The organism is Xanthomonas nasturtii, assembly GCF_023337365.3.
In the GTDB taxonomy this organism is placed as follows: Bacteria; Pseudomonadota; Gammaproteobacteria; order Xanthomonadales; family Xanthomonadaceae; genus Xanthomonas; species Xanthomonas nasturtii.
Genome location: NZ_CP142084.2, coordinates 572387 through 595758 on the forward strand (window position 1 = coordinate 572387; position 23372 = coordinate 595758).

Here is a 23372-nt window from a genome sequence, read left to right on the forward strand (position 1 = left end):
ACCCTCACCCCAACCCCTCTCCCGCAGGAGAGGGGCTTAAGCGTTTTGCCGCAGTTGGAGAGGCGGTCCGAAGGCGGGTGTTGAGCAATGCTTCGATTCGATGCGAGCGCAGTTTGTTGAGTGCGCGAATGGCCGACGCACGGTTGTTGCTGTCGCTTCGATGACGCTGGCAGGACTACTGGCTCGTCGTGCTGGTGATGGCCTGCAGGCGGGCGACCTGGCCTAGCAGGGCCAGGCGGGCGCGGGCGTATTCGGCGATGACCAGGGCGACCATGACCGAGGGGCGTTCGATGGTGCCGGTGCGGGCGGCCAGTTCGATGCGCCGGGCTGCGTTGGACACGGCCTGCGCGCCGACGTTGGCGCTGGAAGACTTGAGCGTGTGGGACAGATCGCGCAGTTGCATGCTGTCGCGATTGGCTGCGGCCGCTTCCAGTTGTTCGATGAGAAGCGGGGCGTCTTCCAGGAACAGCTGCAGGATGGTGATGGTGTCCGCGCCGGCCACTTCGTAGAGCTCGTCGATGACGCTGTTGTCCAGGATCGGCAGTGCGCGTGCCTGCGCGGCGGCGCTGGCGCTTTCCGGGTCGTGGGGGGGCTGGCCGGCAGGGCTTGGACCGGGCAGCAGCGGCTGACGCGGCAGCCAGCGTTGCAGGCAGGCATCGAGCTGTTCGCGCGCGACCGGTTTGGACAGATAGTCGTCCATGCCCGCGGCCAGGCAGCGTTCGCGGTCGCCGGCCATGGCGTTGGCGGTCATCGCCACGATCGGTACCGGGCGGCCGCCGCTTTCTGTCTCCATGGCGCGCCAGCGCCGGGTGGCGGCGTAGCCATCCAGGACCGGCATCTGGCAATCCATGAAGACCATGTCGTAGCGGGTGGATTCCATGCTGCTCAGCGCGGCTTCGCCGTCGGTGGCGGTGTCGGCCTCGAAGCCGAGCACGGCCAGCAGCTTCTGCGCGACCAGCAGGTTCACCGGGTTGTCTTCGACCAGCAGGATGCGCACCTCGCGCGCGTTGGCCATCGGCGGCGGCAACGGCTCGGGGATCATCGCCGCGGCCAGCGTGGCGGCGTGCGCTGGCTTGGGGTCGGGCGGCAGCACCAGGGCGCGCAAGGTTTCGTCCGGGCTCTGGCGCGGCACCAGGGTGGTGTGGTCCTGCAGTTCGGCCGGTACCGGTTCTTCGCCGTATAGCCAGATCAGCCGCGCGCCGTTGGCATCATGCGGGCGGGCGAGCGCGCGGTGCACGGCGCGCGCGCTATAGCGCAAGGTGTCGTGGTCGGCGATGACGCAGCGGAAGCTTTCGGTGTCGGTGTTGCGGCGCACGCGTTCGAGCGCTTCTTGGGTGGTTTCCATCAGCACATGCGATATGCCCCAGCTGTCGAGCAGGCGCTTGAGGCGTTGTGACAGGCGCGCATCGGAGCTGATCACCATCACCCGCGCCGCGTCGGCGCCGGAGGCCTGCTGCAGGTCGCCGATGACCTTGAGCAGCGGGATTTCGAACCAGAACGTGGCGCCGCGTCCGGGCTCGGATTCCACCCCGATGCGGCCGCCCATCAGGTCGATGATGCGTTTGCAGATCGCCAGCCCCAACCCGGTACCGCCGTACAGGCGTGTGGTGGAGGCGTCGGCTTGTGCAAAGGAGCGGAACAGGCGCGCCTGCTGGTCCGGTGCGATGCCGATGCCGGTGTCGCGGATCTGGAAGCGCAACAGATGCTGGGCGCGGGTTTCGCCCAGGCGGCGCAGCTGGATGTCGACGCCGCCGTGTTCGGTGAACTTGATGGCGTTGCCAATCAGGTTGCCCAGGACCTGGCGCAGGCGGATCGGGTCGCCGCGCACCAGCAGGCGCACCGACGGTTCGATATCCAGGCTGAGCCGCAACTGGCGGCCTTCGGCGGTGCGTTGCAGCAGCTGCACGACGCCGTCGAGCAGTTCGCGCAGGTTGAAGGTAGTGATCTCCAGTTCGAGCTTGTTGGCTTCGAGCTTGGAGTAATCGAGGATGTCGTCGACGATGCGCAGCAACTGCAACGAACTGCCGGTGGCGGTTTGCAGCATGTCGCGCTGATCCAGGCTGAGCTGACCGCTGGAGATCAGCTCCAGCATCGGAATGATGCCGTTGAGCGGGGTGCGGATTTCATGGCTCATGGTGGCCAGAAACTCGCCCTTGGCCAGCGTGGCGGCCTCGGCGGCCTGCTTGGCGCGCAGCAGTTCCTGTTCCAGTTCGCCGTGGCGCTGCAGTTCCTGCTGCAGGCGTTCACGGGCCAGCTCGGCCTCTTCCAGATGCTGCGCCAACGTTTGCTGCGCACGTGCGGCCCTGTAGGCGGCAAACGCAGCGCACAGCCCACACACCACCGCCAGCGTTGCCGACACCGCGGTGACCGCGCGCCACGGGCCCTGCAGCGCAGACCACTGCAAGCCTGCGCCCAGTGCGGCCGCCAGGGCGGCCAGGGTTGCCACGATGCTCCACGCGCGAAAGCCTCCTGCCTGCGCCGTCACTCAGAGCACCGCGTTCGTGAAGTCGAAGTCCAGTTCCTTGCCGACCGTCTGCACCAGGTTGCCCTGGATGAAGTCCACACCGCTCATCCACATCGCGGCCGCTGCCTGCGGATCTTCGATGCGTTGGCCGATGATCAGCAGGCCGCGCTGGTGGGCGATGTCGATGACGCCGCGCAATTGGTCGCGCACCGCGGCATTGCCATGCGCATCGGCGAACCGGTTGGCCATGCGTACGAAGCTCAGCGGCAACTGGCTCAGCAGCGCGTTGGCTTCGTCGCCGGGTTCGAACTGGCTGAGGCAGAACTGCACGCCGGCCGGCATCAACTTGGCGCAGAACTGCTGCACAGTGACAGCGTGGATCAATGCATCGTCCAGGCGCAGGTCGACAATGAGCGATTGCCCGGCCACGCCACGTTCGACCAGCGCCTTGAGCAGCCAGTCCGCAAATGCATCGCGCGCCAGCGTGCGCGGCGATTGCGAGACGAACAGGCGCAGCGGCGGGCTGGCGTGCTGGTACAGGTGCAGCAGGCCCAGCGCGTGGTCCATGACCTGCTGGTCCAGATCGGCGATGCGCCCGGCCGCTTCGGCGGCAGGAATCACCTGGCCGGCCGACAGCAGCGTGCCGTCGGCCTGGCGCAGCCGCAGCAGCACCTGGTATTGCGCGGTGTCGCCGCCGGCCACGGCCACGATCGGTTGATAGGCCAGTTCAAGCTGGCCTTCGACCAGCCGTAGCTGTTCCTGCTGTTCGGCCTGGCTGGGTGCGAGATAGGTCTGCACGCCATCGCTGCGCAGGCGTGCCTGCAGGGCGGTGCGTTCGACCGCTTCCAGCGCGCTGCCGGTGTCGTCGAAGCCCAGCCCCAGCGGTGCCACGCCGATGGCGCAGCGCACATGCACGGATTCTTCTTCGCGCACCGGGAAGGCGTTGGCAGACAGCCGCTGGCGGATCTCCAGCGCCTGCTGTTCCAGGCTGGCTTCGGGCATGTCCACGGCCAGCAACAGGAAGCTGTTGTCGTTCAACCGCGCCAGCGGATAGGGCTGGGCGGCACTGGCCAGGCGGTGCCCGGCCTGGGTCATCAGGCGTTCGTAGGCGGCGTAGCCATAGCGTTCGCGCAGGCCGAGCGCGCTGGCGATCTCGATGAAGAACAGGCCGCCGGACTGCTTGCGCTCCAGCGCATCGGCAAGCAACTCCATCACGTGACCACGCGTCGGCAGGCCGGTTTCCGGGTTGCTGCGCACGCTGACCTGTTCACCGGCGTGCTGCAGCGCCTGTTGGCGCGCGCGGCGGATACGGTTGGATACCGCGGCGATCAGATGGCGCGGGCGGATCGGTTTGGTGAGGAAATCGTCGGCGCCGCTGTCGAGCACTTCGAACTGACGCTCCGGGTCCGGGTCGCCGGTCAGGAACACGATCGGCAGCAGCTGCTGGCCGGGCTGCTGACGGATCAGCGTGGTCAGGCGGATGCCGTCCAGCTCTGGCATGTGCAGATCCATCAGGATCAGATCCGGGTGGTAGTCCTGGATCGCCTGCGGCACGCTGGCGGCAGTCATTTCGACCTGCGCATGCATGCCGGCGCCGTGCAGCACGCTCTGCGCGAACAAGGCCTGCGAGCGATCGTCTTCGACAATGAGCACGCGATACGGCGCATCGGCCGCGACGTTGTCGTCGCCATTGCGGGGCAGCGCCGGCGCTGCCGACGGCGGCAGCGCGGTAGGCGCCGATGTCGGGTGCACGCTGCCGCTGGCGGCCACCGCGCGCAGCGGCGCTACGGTTGCTGCCCGGCTGGCAACAGCAGGCGCAGGAATGATCGCCGCGCTCACCGGCGCCGCATCGTCGGCTGCCACCGCCGCTTCATCGGCCCAGCGACGCCATTGGTCGGCCGGCGGGGTCTCGGCGCGCAGTGGGCGATTACGCGTGGCGGTGTCGTCACGTGTGGTGGAAGGAACCGGATCTCGGGCGGCCATCGATACTCCCTGCAGTCGCGGTGATTATGCGATGAACTTCACGATAGCGGGGAGCGGCGTGCAGCGGGCGTGGTGGCTGTGCGCATCGGCGCGACCAGCCGGTGCATGCCCCGCCACAGCAATCGCCAGATCCACCACACCACCAGCGCGGCCAGCACGCTGGAGCCCACCGCAACACTCAGTGCCAGCCATGGGTGCGCCAACGCCAGCGCCAATGCCGTGGTGGCGATGGTGTCTTCGGCCAGTGAGGCGATCCAGTTGCTTGCCGGCTCGGGCGAGGTGTTGAGCAGTGCGCGTGTACCTGCCTTGAGTGTGTGGCTGGTCAGCGCCACTCCGGCGCCGGCCGCCAGGGCGCCCGCGCCAAGGTCGCCATCGGGGGAAAGCGTGGCCGCGGCCAGGAATGCGCCGGCCGGCACACGGGCCAGCGTCTGCAGCAGGTCCCAGCCCGAGTCCACGCCTGGAATCTTGTCGGCGAAGAACTCAGCCACCGCCAGCGCGCCCGAGGTGCCCAATACCCACACCGACTGCGTCGGATGCAGGGCCGGCGGCAAGTCGATCCAGCCGAGCAGGCCGGCCAGGCCGACGCCGAACACGGTGAGATAAACCCGGATGCCGGCCAGCCAGGCCAGCAGGATGCCGATCACGAACAGATGCGCTTCGCTCATGGCGTGGTTCCCTGCAAACAATTGCAGAACTATGGGATAACCGCCGGCCCAGCGCCAGCGCGACGGGTGTCGGGGCTCTGGCACACTACGCCGCCCATGACTGCGCCGGCCTGCCCGGACCCGATGCCCATGAGACCAGCCGCCCGCGTGCAGATCGTCCAACGTGCCTCCGGCGGCGGCCATTTCAGTGGGCGCTGGCTGTGGCTGGTGGTGGCCGTCGTGTGGCTGGCCTCGCTGGGTGGGGTGTGGTGGCTGGCCACGCGCAGCGCCGCCCCGCGCCTGGTGGAAGCCGAAGCAGCGCTGCAGCAGGCGCAGCGCGCGCAGACCCAGCAGCGCAAGCAGATCGAACAATTGCAGCAGCGCCAGGTCAATCTGGCGATGTCGGACAAGATCAGCCGCGCTGCCAATACCGAGGTGCAGGCCTCGTTGGCCGAGCGCGACGAGCAGATCGCCGCGCTGCGCGCCGATGTGGCCTTCTACGAGCGGCTGGTGGGCTCGACCGCGCAACGCAAGGGGCTCAACGCGCACTCGGTGCAGTTCACCGCCGAGGCCGGCGGCACCTGGAATTACAGCGTGGTGCTGACCCAGAACATCAACCGCGGCGCGATCAGCCAGGGCCAGCTGCGCTTTGCGGTGGAAGGCGTGCGCGCCGGCAAGCTGGTGACGGTGAGCTGGAACGAATTGCACCAGAAGCCCGATGCCGCCGGCCAGCCGTATTCGTTCCGCTATTTCCAGCAGTTGGACGGAAGCGTCATCCTGCCGAAGGATTTCACTCCGCAACGTGTCAAAATCTCCTTGAGCGGCGATGGGGCGCCGGTCACTCAGACATTCGACTGGAAAGTCGCCGGCAATGGCGCGGGGGAGTAGCTCATGTTCGGAAACAAATCCAACCGTGGTGCGCAGACCGTGGTCGATACCTTGATCGGGCCGCAGGTGGTGATTCGCGGCGACCTGGTGTTCAGCGGCGGGCTGTATGTGGAAGGTCGCATCCTGGGCAAGGTGATTGCCGAAGACGGCGCCAGCGCCATCCTGACGGTGGCCGAGCAAGGCAGCATCGAGGGTGAAGTGCGCGCGCCGGTGGTGATCATCAATGGCCAGCTGACCGGCGACGTGCATGCGGCCGAGCGGGTCGAACTGGCCGCCAATGCGCGGGTGCAGGGCAATGTGCATTACCAAGTGGTGGAAATGAGCGCCGGTGCGCAGCTCACCGGGCGGTTGATTCACGCTGCCAGTGCCGGTGCCACTGCGGCGTTGCCGGCACCGGAAGCCAGCCGTGCCGAGCCGGTCAAGGCGCTGCAGGCCGAAACGGCGGGCGCCTGAGTACGGCGTGGGCGGTGAACGCCCCGGCAGCCACCGCGGTCGCTGCGGCTTGAAGTGCGGCCGCCCGACCCCCATGCTGCTGACATGAGTACGCTCGTTTCGCTCCCTACCGCCGCCCCGGCACCGGACTACCAGTCCATCGACCGGCCACTGAACTTTTCCGTGGCCGCCGCCGCCAAAGTGCGCGAGCTGATCCAGGAAGAAGGCAATGCCGAGCTGGCATTGCGCGTCTACATCCAGGGTGGCGGGTGCTCCGGCTTCCAGTACGGCTTCGAGTTCGACGAAAACCGTGCCGAGGACGACCTGGCGGTAGCCACCGATGGCGTGACGCTGCTGGTCGACCCGCTGAGCCTGCAATACCTGATGGGCGCTGAGGTGGACTACACCGAGAGCCTGACCGGCGCACAGTTCGTGATTCGCAACCCCAACGCGAAAACGACTTGCGGTTGCGGGAGCAGCTTCAGCGTTTGAGTGCGGGTGGGTGCTGGGCGGCTGTGTGTATTGCGCGCTTGTGGTCAACCGCCTGTGTTGCGATGGCCGATGTCCTGGCGATATGTGGCCAATAAGGCCCTAATTCCTGCGCGTCGTGTCGATGGCGACAGATGTATGCCGGCTGCGACCTGATGCGTCTCAATCTGCTGGTGGTACGGGAGGGCGCCTGGCGCGTGTTGTCGTAGGCCGTACGCAAAGCGTCGCTTGCCCCGCTTGCTGGAATGGCGATGCGACCGCCGGACTGCCATCAACGTGATGGCCGCCGATTTGACCGGCGCACTGCGCGAATCGCCGCCGTAGATCACGCCTGCATCTGGTGTTTTAACGATCCGTGATTGCTGCAGTCATCCTCTATTGCGAGGACACCGCCGCGCCCCGTGCTGTGGGATTCGTCCAACGACGCCACCATCCCGCTCAAGAATGCGTAGACGGCCATTGCCGGGTTCAAGCGCCGCGGCAGCAACCAGGTGTCGCTGGTGGATATCGGCAGTGGCAACCCCGACGACAACTCGGCCTTCGTCCATCTGGTGGCCAACGAGCCGTGCATCGTGGCGGTGCGGCATCAGCTGCTGGACAAGCAGCGGTAACGCCACGGTCATCGTTTGATGCTGCCGCAGGTGCAGGCCGATGCAGCTGCGGGCTTCGATGCGCCCGCAGCTGCACCGGCTCGTAGCAGCTGCGTTCCCCTCTACGGATAGGACTTGCAACGCCTGTTCTGACGCGACAGCTGCGCATGCTGCCCCTGCATCGGTCGGCGTGCGACATGCCGTGAACCACGCGCCGAACCTTGTCTCCGGCGCTGGTGGCCGCGGCGTCTGAACACGCACTGCAGGCGCGGCAAGCAGACCGCGTGCGACGGTTGCGGGCGCTGGCGATTATCGGCAGGCTTGCGCGGATGTCAGAGTCTCTTTTTTCATCTTCCGGTTTTGCCTTCACCCACGCCCCGCTCGATCGCGGCGATGTGCTGCGTGACGATCCCGACGCCCTGGCGCGGTTATGGCCGCAAGGCCGTGTGCTGTTGCTCGATGCCAAAGGTGCGGCGCTGGCCGATGCCGATGGACAGCCGCTGCTGATGGAGGGTGCCGCGTTGGCCGACGGGCCGGAGGCGGCGATCTTCCTGGGCCTGCGCGACGCGGTGGGCTGGTTCTGTCTGCCGGCCGACATCGTTGCGGTGCAGGCGCCGCAGCGGATCGATCTGCGCCAGGCGGCCACCGACTGGCCGGCCGACATCGCCACCGCCTTCGCCTATGCACGCGCGATGCTGCACTGGCAGTCACGCACGCGCTTCTGCGGCGTGTGCGGTGGGGCGATTGCGTTCCGCCGCGCCGGTTTCATCGCGCATTGCACGCAGTGCCAGACCGAGCACTACCCGCGTGTGGATCCGGCCATTATCGTGGCCGTCAGCGATGGTGCGCGCCTGCTGCTCGGCCGCCAGGCCAGCTGGGCGACCGGGCGTTATTCGGTGATTGCCGGGTTCGTCGAACCGGGCGAGTCGCTGGAGCAGACCGTGGCGCGCGAGGTCTTCGAAGAAACCCGCGTGCATGTGCAGGACTGCCGCTATCTGGGCGCGCAGCCGTGGCCGTTTCCGGGCGCGCTGATGTTGGGCTTCACCGCGCGTGCCGCGGCGACCGAGGTGCCGCAGGTCACCGGCGAGCTGGAACACGCGCGCTGGGTCAGCCATGCGCAGGTCGGCGCTGCGCTGGCCGGCGAGGGTGAGATCGGCTTGCCGCCGCGCATCTCCATTGCGCGTGCATTGATCGAGCATTGGCATCGTGCGCATGCTTGAGCCTGGCCGGCTGTTGCAGCGGTGCTGCGGCGCTTGCGTCCGCTCGGCTAGACTCGGCTGAGGAGGCCCACCCATGTTCACTACCCTGGTTGCCGTCGTCGTCGCACTCGCGTTGGGCCATCTGGTGCCGGCGCAGGTGGCCAGGCTGCGCAATTTCGCCTGGTTCGGCCAATGGCTGCGCCGACTGGACAGTCATGCGGCCGGGCGCGGCGTGTGGCAGGGCCGTTATGGCGTGCTGCTGGCAGTGCTGCCGGCGCTGCTGGTGGTGCTGTTGCAGTGGCTGCTGGACGATGTCTGGCACGGCTTTGTGGCCTTGCTGTTCGGTGTGGCGGTGCTGGCCTGGACCTGGGGCCCGCGCGATCTGGATCGCGATGTGGAAGCGGTGATCGATGCCGATGAGCCGGGCGCGCGGCGCGATGCGATCACGCAGTTGCAGGCCGCCGGCGGCAGCGTGCACGAAGACGCGCCGTCGCTGGTGGAAGCGGTGGTGGTGAATGGACTGCGGCGCTGGTTTGCGGTGCTGTGGTGGTTTTTGCTGCTGGGGCCGTTCGGTGCGGTGCTGTACCGGCTCACGGCCTTGGCGGTGGAAAGCCCGCTGGCGGTCTTGCTGCCGCCACGCAATCTGGCCGGCGCGCGCTGGCTGCTGGCGGTGCTGGAATGGCCGGTGGCCCAGCTGATGACGGTCTCGATGGCGCTGGTGGGCAATTTCGACACCGTCTTCCGCGCCTGGCGCCAAGCGCATGGCAACCGCTGGTCGCTGGAGCCGCATTTTCTCGGGGCGGTGGCGCGTGCCAGCGTCAGTGCCGAATTACGCGAAGAGGCGCACGATTACACCGACTCGGGCCTGGTGCCGGTGTGGCGCCGCCTGCCGGAAGTGCGCGATGCAATGAGTCTGGTCTGGCGCGTGTTGTTGCTGTGGATGGTGGTGTTGGCGTTGCTGGTGATTGCGGGGTGGGTGCGGTAGTTGCAACCGGTTGTGAGAGCGCTGCCTACATTTGATGGGTATCAATTACAAGAGTGCCCTTTGTATAAACGGAGGAAAAACTTCTTTAAATTTGAGTAGCCACTGGATTGTCCATTGACGAATTTCATTGAGGATTTCAGTCTCTGCGTCTATGTCTCCGTCACGATAGACTGCAACTCTGCAGGCTCTCCGGTTATCTAGTCGCTCCCACCTTAAATCTTGTGCAATTTGCGTTTGAATTTTATTTTTCTCCGAAAACACTCTGTCGAACAGCTGCTCGTTCTTCAGTTTGTCTCCGCAGTCAATGTAAATTTCCACTCGCACTTTTCCGCCAGTACGGAGTCGCCCCTGAAAAACCCCCTTCAAGCACCAAAGGTCAGCGGCGACCGGTGCGCCAGGCTCAAGGATGCCCCTGCCATCGCCTGCAACCAGGCACGCAAAAAGGCGATCCAGCGCATCAGCCAGCGCAGGTTGTAGCCGGCGGCGCAGCCGAGCACGTTCAGTGCATCGCCTTGGGCACCCTTTAGATAACAGCGATTCAAGCGGCAGTCCTGTTTCAGATGTCCAATCACCGGCTCCACCGCTTGCCGGCGTTTGATCCAGCTCCATTGCCGTCGTGTCAGCGTCTTGGCCTTGCCGCGATGCAGGATCTGCACGCCATCTACCTCACGTCCGCGATACCCCAGGTCCACGATCGCTACCTGCGGGGTTACATTCACATCCTGCAGCAACCCACGCGTCTGCTCCAGCTGCTCGGCCAACGTATCGCCGTCGTAAGGATTGCCGGGAAAACTGCGCGCGCCCACGATCAAGCCTTTGCGCGCACTCACCGCAATGCCGACCTTGACGCCAAATTCGTAAGGTGTCCGTGCCTTGCCCTTGCTCATGCATTCCACTTCCGGCGCATGCAGGGCGTAGAGCTTTTGCTTGTCCTTGGGGCGTTGTGTCAACACCCGTTGTGCGCGTTCCAGCCAGACACTGATGCGCTCACGCACCAAGGGGTCCAGCTTGCGTTGCAGATCGCGTAATACGCGTCCCAGGAGCGTGCGTTGGCGTCGCAGCACCTTGTGCATGCGCTTGAACTGGCGCGCATGCGCATAGCGCCCGGCCTTGCGGCTCAAGACCGGGCCTTGCCGCGCATAGGTCTGTCGTAGTGCGATGCCGTGGCGCTTGGCCAGCAGCACCAGCTTCTTGCGCGCCACCTCCAGCAGCCGGCTGTCGGTGGGATGGGCGATCGCCTTTTCCTGCACGGTGGTGTCCACGATCACCCGCGACAACTCGCGTGCATCCACCGCCTTCATCGCATGCGCGGTGTTGATCGTGTGCGCCAATAGCTCTTCCATGCCCGCTTCGCCCAGACGCTGTCGCCAACGTGTCAGGGAACTGGGATCGCACGGCAAGCAGGTCTGGAATACCACCTCGCCGGTGAAGAACTGCCAGTACGGATTTTCCAGCCAGCGCGCGCATACGGCCTCGTCGGACAGGTCGTAGGCGTGCTTGAGGTAGAGCAGCCCGGCGATCAGACGCATCGGCAGGCCGGGCCGTCCGCCGCTGGCAGTTGTGGCCGGCAATCGCGGCAATAGCGCCTGCTCCAACGCACTCCACGGCAGCCGATGGCTCAGCTGAACCAGTGGATGGCGCAGGTCGATCTGGTTTTCCAGACGCGAACGAAACAACTCATCGGCAGGCAACTGCTCGGCGGCAGGACGGCGTGTACGCATGGGCGAAAACTGCCAGAAACCAGCGCGTACAGTAACGAAAACTGGCAGTTCCAGCACGCCGAAAATGCGGGGGACGCCCTGCAATGGATGTGGTTTGGGGGTTTTTCAGGGGCGACTACTGAAGCTGGTGCCAAATTTGTAAAATTTAGAGTTTGCTGACGCGAACGTGTACCAGTTCTGGGGTTGTCCAGAGCGAGCGTTGGTAAACTTATAGTTTTCACGAAGTTCGTCGATTAGTGTCTGAAAGTAAATACGATACCTTTCTTGTGTTTCTGACGTGCCCCGTGCTGTATCGTCGCCGCTAACGGTGGCTTCGTTAGGCCTTGATACAACAGATAGCATGAATGCAGGCTTGGAATCATTTATTCGTATTGCTGAGGCTTCAATTGCATATAGGCTCAGGCTATCCCTGAGGTTGTTATTGAGAAAATCCATTGCCGCTTTATGCTCTGGTCGGATGGATTCCGCAATCCAGACCACCGCACTTGCTCGCAAGTAGGAGGCGTAAGTAATCAATTGTCCCAAGTGCTTATGATCCGTTGCTCCGAACTGATTTTCAATCACAATCTTTCTATTGCTTGATACGTCAGTTGCAATGATGTCGGCAGAAAAGTCACCAACGGACGCTTCTGTCGATTCTAGTTGCAGGTCTAGGCCAAGTTTCTTGCCGAGAATTTCTAAATTTTGGGCGAGCCAGGGGGTGAAATGAGTGGCTTCACTTGGCCACATACTTTTAAGGCTTAGGTTTTCAATGGTGCCGAGATCCATTTTTTACTCTATATTTTACAATTGTATTCGGTTGTATTTTTAAATCAAATGTCTAAAAATAATTTCTGTCGTGATTTGGCAGGATTTTTATGACGGCTACTCCGTGAAATGCACTTCAAGGCGGGACTAGTGGCGTTGCACCTTGATCACATCAGCCTAGCGAATCTTGGATCCTTCAAATACTGTTTATAGAACAGAATGGTGAAGATTCATCGTTACCGAGCAGGCACGATAATATGTGAGAAGTTTTCCATCCAAGACGTATCGATTTCAATCCAACCTCCAAGTGGAGATCACCCCGGCGCCAGTAGCGTAAACGGAAACCACGGCAGATTCCGTGCAATCCAGTACGTGGGCAATGCCCAGAGCCAGAATTTCGGCTCGGACATAACGTTCACCACCGGTGCAAACCAACGCGCGCGCCAGCCGGCTTTCCAGGCGATCAGGCCCGGCAGGGTGAACAGGCCGAGCACGGCGGCCGGATTCATTGCGAAGGCGCCGGGTAGATCGAAATGCACCAGCGCATGGAGTGCGCGGGTCATGCCGCAGCCAGGGCAGTAGCAGCCGGTGACGGCGCGGAACACGCAGGGTGGGAACGGGCTGTTGCTCGCGTTTGGGTCAAAGCGGTACAGCAGCGACACGCCAAAGGCGGCCACGCTAGTGGCCGCCCCCAGTCCAAGCCAATGGCGTGGACGCAGTTCCATTACTGCATGTGCTGCAGCTGCTGCATGTAATCCATGTAGCCCTGCATGCCGCCGGTGGCGACCATGCCGATGTTGATCAGCAAGCCGATCACGGCCAGCACGCTGGTCACGATGCACCAAGTCTTGGCGGTGTTGGAGGCGCGACGTGCGCCGTCGATGTCGCCCTGGTTGAGCAGGCCGTTGACCTTGCTGGAAAACACGATCGCCACGATGCCGGAAATCAGTGCCGGGCAGCACAGGCAGAAGCCGAGCACGGTGGAGACGATCGCCCAGATCAGGTGATTGGGCACCGGGCCGGGCGCAGCGCTGGACGAGGGATGGATCGGCGGTGGGATGGCACTCATGGTGAAGCTCCTTGGGTGGTAAACAACTGCGAACTGATGGGTGAGTGGGATGCGTTATCCGGTGCCGGGCGCATCGGCATGCCTATCGCTGCCGGCATGACGGCCAGCCACTGGAGTGCGCGACGCCCGCCGATCACGGCAGGCGCCTCAGGCGCGATGATGTTGAGCACAACGACGTCCCCCGTTACGACCGGCCGCGTCCGCTTGGTGGGCGCGGCGGCAAAGCGTGCAATGGCGCACAGGCTACTCGCGGCACGCGATGGACGCAAAGCCTGCACCTGCCGGGCTCAGGGACGATCCTGACGCAGTGCGCGCACCTGTTGTTCCAACAGCGCGGCGTTGGCCTGGTCGCCGGCAACCGCTGCACCTGCCACCACGTCGATCTGCGCGCGCATCCGCCGCGGCACCCGCATGCGGCCCAGGCGGGTGTCGCGCCGGCTCCACATGCTCGACCACATGCCGCGCAGCGCCAGCGGAATCACCGGCACGCTGCGGCGCGCCAGGATTTTTTCGACGCCGGATTTGAACGGCGCGATCTCGCCGTCCTTGGTCAACGCGCCTTCCGGGAAGATGCATACCAGTTCGCCGTCGGCCAACGCGGCATCGATGCGGTCGAAGGCCTGCTGCATCAGCGCGGGGTCTTCGCGCGCGCCGGCGATCGGAATCGCCTTGGCGGTGCGGAAGATCCAGCGCATCACCGGGATACGGAAGATCTTGTAGTACATGACAAAGCGTACCGGGCGCGGAATCACCGCCGACAGGATCAGCGCGTCCATGTAGCTGACGTGGTTGCAGACCAGCAGCGCGGCGCCTTCATCGGGCACGTGGCGGTCGATGTCGCGCGTGCGCAGCCGGTACAGCACGCTCACCAGCACCCAGCTGAGAAAGCGCATCAGGAACTCGGGCACCAGGGTGAAGATCCACAGCGCCACCAGCGTATTGGCCAGCGCCAGGGCCAGGAACACCTGCGGAATGCTCAGGCCCGGCAGCGGAATGCGCACCCCGAACAGCACCAGCTGCGGCAACTGCAATGCAATACCGATGATGGCGGCAGTGACGATGAACAACGCGTTCTGGATGTTGAGCCCGGCAATCACCCGCGAGAGTTCGGCCTTGGGCGTGCGGCTCTGGATCAGCGCAAACAACGGCACCACGAACAGGCCGGTGAACAGGCCGATTCCGACCAGATCGACGATCAGCCGCACGCTGCCGGGCTGCTGCACGAACTGGCCGATTGACAGATCGCTTACCGGCGCTGCACCGGGGCGGGCGAAGTACAGGTCCAGCAGGAATGCGCTGATGCCGAACGCGCCCAGCGGCACCAGACCGATCTCCACGGTGCGCCCGGACAGCCGTTCGCACAGCAGCGAACCGACGCCGGTGCCGATCGAAAACAGCGCCAGCGCAAACACGTACAAGTCCTGCTGGCCGCCCAGATTGAGCTGCGCATACGTGGGCAGCTGCGCTGTCAGCACGGTGCCGACGAACCAGAACCACGACACCCCGAGCACCGCGTTGCGCACCGCCGGCGTGCGCCGGGTCAGGCGCATGATGGCGCGCGATTCGGGAATGGGGTTCCAGTTGATGGTCAGCTCGGGCGCGCCGGCATCGACCTTGGGCACCAGCCGCGCCACCAGGTTGCCGGTGACCGCGATTGCGATCACCGCGGTGGCCGCAGCCTCCGGGCCATGGCTGCCGGCAATCTGGAAGATCAGCCCGCCGAAGATCATGCCGCACAGGATCGAAATGGAGGTGCCCATCTCGACCAGGCCATTGCCGCCGGTGAGTTCCTCGGGTTTGAGCACCGAAGGCAGGATCGAATACTTCACCGGCCCGAACAGCGTGGATTGCAGGCCGGTGCAGAACAGCGCGATCAGCAATATCACCATGTTCTCGGTGAGAAAGCCCACTGCGGCCAGCGACATGATCGCGATTTCCATCGTGGTGGTGATCACGATGAGTTTCTGCTTCTCCAGTTTCTCGGCGATCTGGCCGGCCAGCGCGGAGAACAGGAAGTACGGCAGGATGAACAATGCCGGCGCCAGATTGGTGTAGAGCGTGCGCTGCGCCGCATCGATGCCCAGGTAGAACAACAAGCCGATGATGGCCTGCCGATAGACATTGTCGTTGAACGCGCCCAACGCCTGCACGGCGAAGAACGGCAAGAAGCGGCGCTGCCTGAGCAGGGCGAACTGACTGTGACCGGACATGCAGTTTCCTTTGCGAACGCGCGCAGCCTAGCAGGCTTCCACGGCGGGCTGGTGCATGGCCGATGCGCTCAGCGCGGAGCGCGTGCCGATGGCGCACGTCGCGCGGCCTGGGCGCGCAGCAGCGCCATGAAGGCACGCGCGGCCGGGGTGGGATCGGGCCGCCACACCGCATAGGTCAAAAAGCCGAAGCGCTCCTTCAGCGCGACCGTCACCACCCCGCGCATGGCCGCAGCCATGGTGTGCGGCACGATGCCCACGCCCAGGTCGGCGGCGACCAGTTCGCGCACCAGATCGGCATGGGTGACCTCGTATTGCTGGCGCTGCCGCAAACCGGCCTGCGCGAAGGCCGCATCGACGATGCCGCGCACGCCGGCGCCGGCGATCAGCCCGGCCATCGGTTCGTCGTCCAGCTCGGCCAGCGCCACCCGCTTGCGCGTGGCGAAGCGATGGGTGGGCGCCACGATCAAGGACAGGGCTTCCTCATGCAGCAGCAGGCGCTGGTCCGGCACTGCGACCTGCGGGCCGACGCCGACCAGGGCCACATCCAGCCGGCCTTCACTCAGGTCGTGCAGCAGGGCCTCGCTCATCGCAGTGCGCAGGTGCACGTCCACCCGCGCATGCGCGCTGCGAAACGCGCGCAGCAGCGTGGGCAGCTGCACGGTGGTGAGCGAGGAGATCTGCCCCAGCGTGAGCCGGCCGCGCACCGTGCCCAGGGCCTGGGCCATTTCCTCGTGCAGGCGCTCGGCCGCGCGCAAGGTTTCGCGGGCGTTATGCAGGAATACCTCGCCGGCTGCGGTAGGCCGCACCTGGCGGGTGCCGCGTTCGAACAGGCGCGCGCCGAAGGTCTCTTCGATCTTGGCGACCTGGTGGCTGAGCGCCGATTGCACCGTGTTGCAGCGGCGTGCGGCCGCAGTGAAGCCGCCTTCTTCGGCCACGGCCACGGCAAATTCCAGTTGGCGCAAGGTCAGCATGCAATCTCAAAACGCGATGGGTGCGGTGAAAACAATACATTGGAAAGATGCATTGCCGCTGCCCACACTGCGCCCATCCTTTCACCAGGCACACGCCATGACCCCCGAGCCGACGTCCCACCCGCCCTTGCCGCGCCGCCTGGTGCTGCTGATGGCCGCTGCCACCGGGCTGGCGGTGGCGAGCAACTATTACGCCCAGCCCTTGCTGGAAACACTGGCGCAGGCGTTCGGAATCCAGGTGCGCAGCGCCGGTGCAGTGGTCACGGCCGCGCAGCTGGCCTACGCGGCCGGCTTGCTGTTGCTGGTGCCGCTGGGCGACCGGCTGGAGCGGCGCGGGCTGATCGTGGGCCTGTTCGTGCTGAGCGCGCTGGGCCTGCTGGTGAGCGCCAGTTCGCACAGTTTTGCGATGTTGCTGGTGGGCACCATCGTGACCGGCGCCAGCTCGGTGGCGGCGCAGATCCTGGTGCCGTTCGCCGCCACCCTGGCCGCACCGCACGAGCGCGGCCGGGTGATCGGCACGGTGATGAGCGGGTTGCTGCTGGGCATCCTGCTGGCGCGTACCGCGGCCGGCGTGCTGGCCGGGGTGGGCGGCTGGCATACGGTGTACTGGATCGCCTCGGGCACGTTGCTACTCACTGCCGGCTTGTTGTGGCGCGGGCTGCCGCAGCATCCCGGCAATGCGCAATTGTCCTATCTGCGATTGGTGGGCTCGGTGCTGACGCTGCTGCGCGACGATGCGGTGCTGCGCTCGCGTTCGGTGCTGGGCGGGTTGATCTTTGCCGGTTTCAGCATGTTCTGGACCACGCTGGCGTTTTTGCTGTGCGGGCCAAGTTATGGCTATGGCACAGCGGTGATCGGGCTGTTCGGTTTGATCGGCGCGGCTGGTGCGCTGGCGGCCAATCGCTCCGGGCATTGGTCCGATCACGGGCATGGCGATCGCGTGAGCTGGGGCGGGCTGGTGATGCTACTGGTGTCGTGGGGTTTGCTGGCGTTTGCGCCGCAGTCGATCGTGCTGCTGATCGTAGGCGTGTTGCTGCTGGATATCGCGGTGCAGGGCGTGCATATCGCCAACCAGAGCGTGATTTATCAGCGCAACCCTACTGCGCGTAACCGCATCACCTCGGCCTATATCACCTGCTATTTCATCGGTGGTGCGGTGGGCTCGACGCTGGGCACGGCGGCGTATGCGCAGGCCGGCTGGATGGGGGTGGTGATCGGTGGCGCGGTGCTGGCCATGGCGGCGTTGGGGTGGGTGTGGCTGAGTGTGGCGCGCAAGCAGTGGAAGTAAGTGTGGCTGACAGAGCGACGGCGCGGCTATCGGATGGAGGTCGCCTGTGCTTGCATCGCATCGCCCGGCATCGGCTGTCCACATGGATGCTGCATTGGTGCGCGGCCTCCGCGCCTACCGACAAGGACGCGTTAGGCCTTGTTGATCGCCAACCGGGTGGTGCTGTCTGCCGGTGCAGTGGTAACCGCCATCGCCGCAGCACGCAGCTTGGGCAACAGGCGCAGGGTCAACGCTAACTGGTCGCGCACCAGGCGCTGCTTGGGCGGTAGTTGCACGGCGTGTTGTTCCAGCGCCTCGGCGGTGGCCACTTCTTCGGTTTCGTCGTGCACCGGCAACGGTTGGCGTTCGCGCAAGGCGGTGGCGATTTCGCCCAATGCGCGCTGCAGGTAGTCACCCGCCTGCGCGATGGCGGGATCGTGTTCGCCCTCCAGCGCGGCGCGGTGCGCGCCCAGTGCAGACAGATAGCCGAGCAAGGTGTTGGACAGCGCCAGGAAGCGGAAGCCTGCATCCAGATTGCGCCGGTAGCGGCCCGGTTCGCGCAGCATGTTGGACAGCGCAACCGACAACGCGGCATCGGCGTTGTGCATGTCGCGGCGTGCGATGCGGTAGGGCAGATCGTCGCGCATGCCGCTGGCGTACTGCTCCAGCACCTGGGTGAGATAGCGCGCGCAACTGGCCAGCACCGTGGCCATCACCTGGTTGAGGCGGCGGCCCTGCCAGTCCGGCAGGATCAGGAACGAGGCCGCAGCGGCAATCGCGCAACCGATCAGCGTGTCGATCAGGCGCGGCCAGATCAGCACGAAACCATCGCCGAGCAGGTTGAAGCAGAACAGCGCCATCACCGTGATGCCAGCGGTGGCCAGCATGTAGCGATCGGTGCGGGTGATGAAGAAGATCAGCGCGGCGGCCAGTGCCAGCAGCAGCTGCACCTCGGTGCCGGGAAACAGCTGCATCAGCGCCCAGGTGGCGACCAGGCCGATCAAGGTACCGGCGATGCGCTGCACCAGCCGCAGGCGGGTGGCGCCGTAGTTGGGCCGGCACACGAAGGCGGTGGTGAGCAGGATCCAGTAGCCGTTGTCGGCATGGATGGATTGCATGATGGCGTAGCCGACCACCAGCGCGATGGCCATGCGCAGGCCGTGCCGGAACAGTACCGAGCCGGGCGTGAATTGCTGCACCAGACGGGCGCCCATTTCGCGCAAGGTGTGCGGCGAGGAGTCGCGCAGCCGGGTGTCGAGGTTATCGCTGGTGGAATCGGACTGCGCCGCTTCGGAGAGCTTGCGTTCGATGCTCTGCAGGTTGGTCACCAGCAATTCCAGCGCACCGAGCAGGCGCGCGAGCGCAGGGTCGGCACGCGCGTGCAGGTAGTCCAGCGATTGACGCAGGTCTTCGGTGGCCAGGCGGCTGTTGTCGCCGTAATCGAACGGTTGGCGCAGGCGGATCGCCTCGCCCAACGCCGCGCAGGCCTTGCCCTGCAATGCGAGCAGGCGCTGGCAGCGGTACAGCACATCGCTGTGGAAGAACGCGTCGGTCAGCGCTTCATACGGATAGTGCGAGGAGCTGGCGCGCTCGTGGAATTCCTGCGCCATGTAGTACAGCCGGAAATACAGGCCCGATTGCACGCCCGGCCGCCCCGAGCGGCCGAAGCGGCTCATGATCGCGGTCTTGGCGGCGTTGAGTGCGCCGACCACCTTGGCATTCTGCTCTGCCAGTGCCAGCCGGCGCGCATGCAGGTCGCTTTGCCGTACCGGTTCGAACAGGTCGGCCTTGAGCTTGAGGTAGCGGCCCAGCTCGAAAAACAGCCGCGACAGCCGCTCGCGCACCGGGCGGTTGGCGAACAGGATGGTCCACAGGATCGACAGCACGCCGTACCAGGTGGCGCCGATCAACAGCAGCGCCGCGCCGTGCCAGGCGATCAATGGATCGTGGCTGCCGTGCTGGTCCATGCCGATCATGGCGTAGATCGACAAGGCTACCGTGGCCTGCGCGATCGAGGCATAGCGCTCGCCCAGCGCGCCGAGCAGGGTCAACGAAAAGGTCGCCAACGCCATGCCGATCACGAACGGCAGCGGGTACGGAAACAGCAGCACCACCGCAGCCGCGGCGGCGGCGAAGCACAGCAAGGAGAGCAGCACCGACTTGATGCGGCCCAGCCAGTTGTCGTCGGTTTCGGCAATGGCGCTGGCGATCGCGCCCAGGAACAAGGCCGGCACCGCAGTGAGTTGGTGCCAATGCCAGCACACGCCCATCGCCACCGCCAGCGCGATGAACACGCGCAGGCCATAGCTGGCCTTTTCATGGGCCCACAAGCGGCTAAGGCGGGTTTCGAAGGAGGGAGTGGCCACGGTCTCTGCAAGGCAGGGTGCCCGGGCATTATTGCCGCAGCCCGGCGCCGCCGGTGTGGACGGCGGCTAGTTCTTTGTCAGTAGGGCGGCGATTGTGCGGATTGGAGCCGATTGCGCGACGACGGTGCCTGCGCTGCAGCCCGACAGCACGTGCCTGCGCGCAGCCGCGTGAGCTGCGCGTCCGGCCAACTGCACGGGCATGTATCGCGCTTGACGACCTTGCAAGGTGTGGTTGCGAGTGCTCAGCTCTGTGCGTCGCGCTCGCGGGCGATCGCGCGCCAGCCGATGTCGCTGCGCTGGAAGGCGTTGGGCCAGTGGATCGGCTGCAGGCCGGCGTAGGCGATGCGCTGCGCGTCCAGCACGCTGTCGCCGAGCGCGGCAACGCACAGCACGCGGCCGCCGGCGCTGATCACCTGACCATCGGCATTCAACGCGGTGCCGGCATGGAAGGCCTTGGCGGTGGCTGGCACTGCGTCCAGACCGGTGATGACCTCGCCGGTGACCGGGGTTTCGGGATACGGCCTGGCGGCGATGACCACACCCAGCGACGGGCGCGGGTCCCACTGCGCCTGCGCGCTGTCGAGCTTGCCGTCGATGGCCGCGTCGAGCAGATCGACCAGATCCGACTGCAGGCGCAGCATCACCGGCTGGGTTTCCGGGTCGCCGAAGCGCACGTTGAACTCGATCACCTTGGGCGCGCCATGCGCATCGATCATCAGCCCGGCATAGAGAAAACCGGTGAACGGCACGCCGTCGGCAATCATGCCCTGCACGGTCGGCTCGACCACTTCGCGCATCACCCGCGCATGCACCTCGGGTGTGACCACCGGGGCTGGTGAGTAGGCGCCCATGCCGCCGGTATTCGGGCCGGTGTCGCCATCGCCCACACGCTTGTGGTCCTGGCTGGTGGCCATCGGCAGGGCGTGTGTGCCGTCGACCATGGAGATGAAGCTGGCTTCTTCGCCGTCAAGAAATTCCTCGATCACCACGCGTGCACCGGCATCGCCGAACGCATTGCCCGAGAGCATGTCGCGCACCGCGTCTTCGGCTTCGGCCAATGTCATCGCCACGATCACGCCCTTGCCGGCTGCCAGGCCATCGGCCTTGACCACGATCGGCGCGCCCCTCTCGCGCACATAGGCCAGCGCCGCGTCCACTTCCGTGTGCACCGCGTAATACGCAGTGGGAATGCCATGACGCGCAAGAAAATCCTTTGCGAAGGCCTTGCTGCCCTCCAGCTGCGCGGCCTTGGCGGTGGGCCCGAAGATACGCAACCCGGCGGCGTGGAAGCGGTCGACCACACCCAGCACCAGCGGCACTTCCGGCCCGACCACGGTGAGCGCGACGGCTTCGCGCTGCGCCAGTGCGAGCAGGCCATCGAGATCGTCGACCTTGATCGCGACATTGCGGCACTTGGCCTCGGTAGCGGTGCCGGCATTGCCTGGCGCCACGAGGACCTCGCTCACGCGTGCGGACTGCGCGATCTTCCAGGCCAGGGCGTGTTCGCGGCCGCCGGAGCCGATGACAAGGATTTTCATTTGAGTGCCGGGAATGGGGAATAGGGAAGAGGGAATAGCAACGTCTTTGGTTCTGCAGGCCGTACGATGTGGAGTGGCATTCAGGGAACCGCTCTGCCGATTCCCGATTCCCAACTCCCCATTCCCGGCACGTCAGTGCCTGAAATGCCGCACGCCGGTGAACACCATCGCGATGCCGTGTTCGTCGGCGGCGGCGATCACTTCGCCGTCGCGCATCGAGCCGCCGGGCTGGATCACCGCCTTGATGCCGGCCGCGGCGGCGGCATCGATGCCGTCGCGGAACGGGAAGAACGCGTCCGAGGCCATCACCGAGCCGGCAACGGTGAGCTTGGCTTCTTCGGCCTTGAGCGCGGCGATCTTGGCGCTGACCACGCGGCTCATCTGCCCGGCGCCGACACCGATGGTGCGGCTGTCCTTGGCGTAGACAATGGCGTTGGATTTGACGTACTTGGCCACGCGCCAGGCGAACAGCAGATCGCCCAGTTCGGCCTCGCTGGGCGCACGCTGGGTGACCACGCTCAATTCGCCCAGCGACATGCCGCGGTTGTCGGCCGACTGCATCAGCAGGCCCGAGCCGATCCGCTTGGTGTCGTAATTGTTCAAGCCATTGCCGTGCGGAATCTTGAGCACGCGCACGTTGGCTTTCTTGGTGGCGTATTCCAGCGCGCCGGCCTCGTAGTCGGGCGCGATCAGCACTTCGACGAACTGGCGGTCCAGAATGGCTTTCGCCGTCGCTGCGTCGAGGGTCTGGTTGAAGGCCAGGATGCCGCCGAACGCGCTGGTCGGGTCGGTGGCGTAGGCCAGCTCGTAGGCATCGCCGCAGGCCGCGCCCACCGCCACGCCGCAGGGGTTGGCGTGCTTGACGATCACACAGGCCGGCGCATCGAACTGACGCACGCATTCCCACGCTGCGTCCGCATCGGCCAGGTTGTTGTAGCTGAGCTCCTTGCCCTGCAACTGCTGGAAGGTGGCCAGCGTGCCCGGCACCGGAGACAGGTCGCGGTAGAAAGCGCCGGACTGGTGCGGGTTTTCGCCGTAGCGCAGGTCCATCACCTTGATGAAATTGGAATTGATCTGCGCCGGGAACGGGCTGCGTGTGGGCACGCTCTCCGCGCTGTCGGCCACCGCCGACAGATAGTTGCTGATCGCCGCGTCGTATTGCGCCACGCGGTTGAACGCGGCCACCGACAAGGCAAAGCGCTTGGCCGCCGACAGCTGGCCGTCGTTGGCGTCGAGTTCGGCCAGCAGCTCGGCGTACTGCGCCGGGTCGGTAGCCACCGCCACGCGGGCGAAGTTCTTGGCCGCGCTGCGCAGCATTGCCGGGCCGCCGATGTCGATGTTTTCCACCGCGTCGGCCAACGTGCAGTCGGCTTTGACCGTGACCGACTCGAACGGATACAGGTTCAGCACCAGCAGGTCGATCGGCACGATGCCGTGTTCGGCCATCACCGCCTCATCGACGGCGGCGCGGCCGAGCAGGCCGCCGTGCACCAGCGGGTGCAGGGTCTTGACGCGGCCGTCCATCATTTCCGGGAAGCCGGTGAGATCGGCGACATCTTTCACCGGCAGGCCGGCCTCGCGGATCGCCTTGGCGGTGCCGCCGGTGGACAGCAGTTCGACGTTGCGCGCCACCAGCGCGCGGGCCAGATCGATCAGGCCGGTCTTGTCGGAAACGGAGAGCAGGGCCCGGCGCACGGGCAGGAAATCAGAGGCCATCGGTGGGGGATGTCGTTGCGGAGCAGCCGATATTGTAGGCTGCGCCAGCGCGCGATGGGCTCGACACCTGCGCGATGGCCTTGATCCGTGTGC

General features: G+C 65.4%; 19 protein-coding genes and 1 pseudogene. 7 read left to right on the forward strand and 13 right to left on the reverse strand.

All coding sequences use genetic code 11. The features are described from left to right. Positions 1-175 precede the first annotated feature (175 nt). The 3 genes from M3O59_RS02485 to M3O59_RS02495 are packed head-to-tail and all read right to left on the reverse strand — an operon-like array spanning position 176 to position 5112. Positions 176-2446, reverse strand: a complete 2271-nt coding sequence (locus M3O59_RS02485) for an ATP-binding protein (RefSeq protein ID WP_147308569.1) — start codon at positions 2444-2446, stop codon at positions 176-178. Between the two features lie 39 nt (positions 2447-2485). Further along, a complete protein-coding gene (locus tag M3O59_RS02490; protein ID WP_147308568.1) occupies positions 2486-4447 on the reverse strand; it encodes an EAL domain-containing protein in 1962 nt (653 codons plus the stop codon). A 38-nt stretch (positions 4448-4485) separates the two neighbouring features. After that, positions 4486-5112 carry a DUF4126 domain-containing protein gene (locus tag M3O59_RS02495; RefSeq protein ID WP_064629847.1) on the reverse strand — a complete coding sequence of 209 codons (627 nt, stop codon included), beginning with the start codon at positions 5110-5112 and terminating at the stop codon, positions 4486-4488. A 129-nt stretch (positions 5113-5241) separates the two neighbouring features. On the opposite strand from M3O59_RS02495, the gene M3O59_RS02500 reads away from it, so the two are divergent. The 6 genes and pseudogenes from M3O59_RS02500 (at position 5242) to M3O59_RS02525 (ending at position 9674) form a co-directional block, all read left to right on the forward strand. Next, positions 5242-5979 (forward strand): DUF6776 family protein, encoded by a 738-nt coding sequence (locus M3O59_RS02500; protein WP_064629849.1) that lies wholly within the window; start codon positions 5242-5244, stop codon positions 5977-5979. 3 nt (positions 5980-5982) lie between these two features. After that, positions 5983-6432, forward strand: a complete 450-nt coding sequence (locus tag M3O59_RS02505; protein ID WP_064629856.1) for a bactofilin family protein — start codon at positions 5983-5985, stop codon at positions 6430-6432. An 84-nt stretch (positions 6433-6516) separates the two neighbouring features. Continuing rightward, positions 6517-6903 (forward strand): iron-sulfur cluster insertion protein ErpA, encoded by a 387-nt coding sequence (gene erpA, locus M3O59_RS02510; protein WP_064629859.1) that lies wholly within the window; start codon positions 6517-6519, stop codon positions 6901-6903. Positions 6904-7304: 401 nt separating this feature from the next. Beyond that, positions 7305-7511, forward strand: a pseudogene (locus M3O59_RS02515) (alpha/beta hydrolase); the annotation flags it as partial. Positions 7512-7819: 308 nt separating this feature from the next. Further along, complete coding sequence (nudC, locus tag M3O59_RS02520) at positions 7820-8710, forward strand: NAD(+) diphosphatase (protein WP_249046335.1); 891 nt, start codon at positions 7820-7822, stop codon at positions 8708-8710. 73 nt (positions 8711-8783) lie between these two features. Further along, entirely contained in the window at positions 8784-9674 is an 891-nt protein-coding gene (locus M3O59_RS02525; RefSeq protein ID WP_116906703.1) for a cobalamin biosynthesis protein, read from the forward strand. A 45-nt stretch (positions 9675-9719) separates the two neighbouring features. Here the strand turns inward: M3O59_RS02525 and M3O59_RS02530 are convergent, their stop codons facing one another. From M3O59_RS02530 to M3O59_RS02560, 7 genes are all read right to left on the reverse strand, one after another. After that, positions 9720-9998: a DUF4268 domain-containing protein gene (locus tag M3O59_RS02530; RefSeq protein ID WP_373419009.1), complete on the reverse strand. Its 279-nt coding sequence runs from the start codon at positions 9996-9998 to the stop codon at positions 9720-9722. A 38-nt stretch (positions 9999-10036) separates the two neighbouring features. Then, positions 10037-11395, reverse strand: coding sequence for an IS5 family transposase (locus M3O59_RS02535; protein ID WP_330462265.1), 1359 nt, complete (start codon positions 11393-11395; stop codon positions 10037-10039). 105 nt (positions 11396-11500) lie between these two features. Beyond that, positions 11501-12163: a hypothetical protein gene (locus tag M3O59_RS02540; protein WP_147308501.1), complete on the reverse strand. Its 663-nt coding sequence runs from the start codon at positions 12161-12163 to the stop codon at positions 11501-11503. A gap of 293 nt (positions 12164-12456) precedes the next feature. Continuing rightward, a complete protein-coding gene (locus tag M3O59_RS02545) occupies positions 12457-12867 on the reverse strand; it encodes a DUF2752 domain-containing protein (RefSeq protein WP_116905950.1) in 411 nt (136 codons plus the stop codon). Next, positions 12867-13211, reverse strand: a complete 345-nt coding sequence (locus tag M3O59_RS02550; RefSeq protein WP_006450995.1) for a CD225/dispanin family protein — start codon at positions 13209-13211, stop codon at positions 12867-12869. The genes M3O59_RS02545 and M3O59_RS02550 overlap by 1 nt, the downstream gene beginning before the upstream one ends. Positions 13212-13498: 287 nt before the next feature. Beyond that, positions 13499-15421 (reverse strand): MFS transporter, encoded by a 1923-nt coding sequence (locus M3O59_RS02555; protein ID WP_116905948.1) that lies wholly within the window; start codon positions 15419-15421, stop codon positions 13499-13501. A gap of 68 nt (positions 15422-15489) precedes the next feature. After that, positions 15490-16392: a LysR family transcriptional regulator gene (locus M3O59_RS02560; RefSeq protein ID WP_116905947.1), complete on the reverse strand. Its 903-nt coding sequence runs from the start codon at positions 16390-16392 to the stop codon at positions 15490-15492. Between the two features lie 97 nt (positions 16393-16489). Between M3O59_RS02560 and M3O59_RS02565 the strand changes: the two genes are divergently transcribed. After that, complete coding sequence (locus M3O59_RS02565) at positions 16490-17680, forward strand: MFS transporter (RefSeq protein ID WP_116905946.1); 1191 nt, start codon at positions 16490-16492, stop codon at positions 17678-17680. A 131-nt stretch (positions 17681-17811) separates the two neighbouring features. Here M3O59_RS02565 and yccS read toward each other — a convergent pair whose 3' ends face one another. From yccS to purH, 3 genes are all read right to left on the reverse strand, one after another. Next, the gene (gene yccS / locus M3O59_RS02570) at positions 17812-20025 is read right to left on the reverse strand and encodes a YccS family putative transporter (RefSeq protein WP_116905945.1); all 2214 of its coding nucleotides are present in this window, start codon (positions 20023-20025) and stop codon (positions 17812-17814) included. Positions 20026-20267: 242 nt separating this feature from the next. Next, complete coding sequence (gene purD / locus M3O59_RS02575) at positions 20268-21563, reverse strand: phosphoribosylamine--glycine ligase (RefSeq protein WP_116905944.1); 1296 nt, start codon at positions 21561-21563, stop codon at positions 20268-20270. A 132-nt stretch (positions 21564-21695) separates the two neighbouring features. Then, a complete protein-coding gene (gene purH / locus M3O59_RS02580; protein WP_116905943.1) occupies positions 21696-23279 on the reverse strand; it encodes a bifunctional phosphoribosylaminoimidazolecarboxamide formyltransferase/IMP cyclohydrolase in 1584 nt (527 codons plus the stop codon). Between the last annotated feature and the right edge of the window lie 93 nt (positions 23280-23372).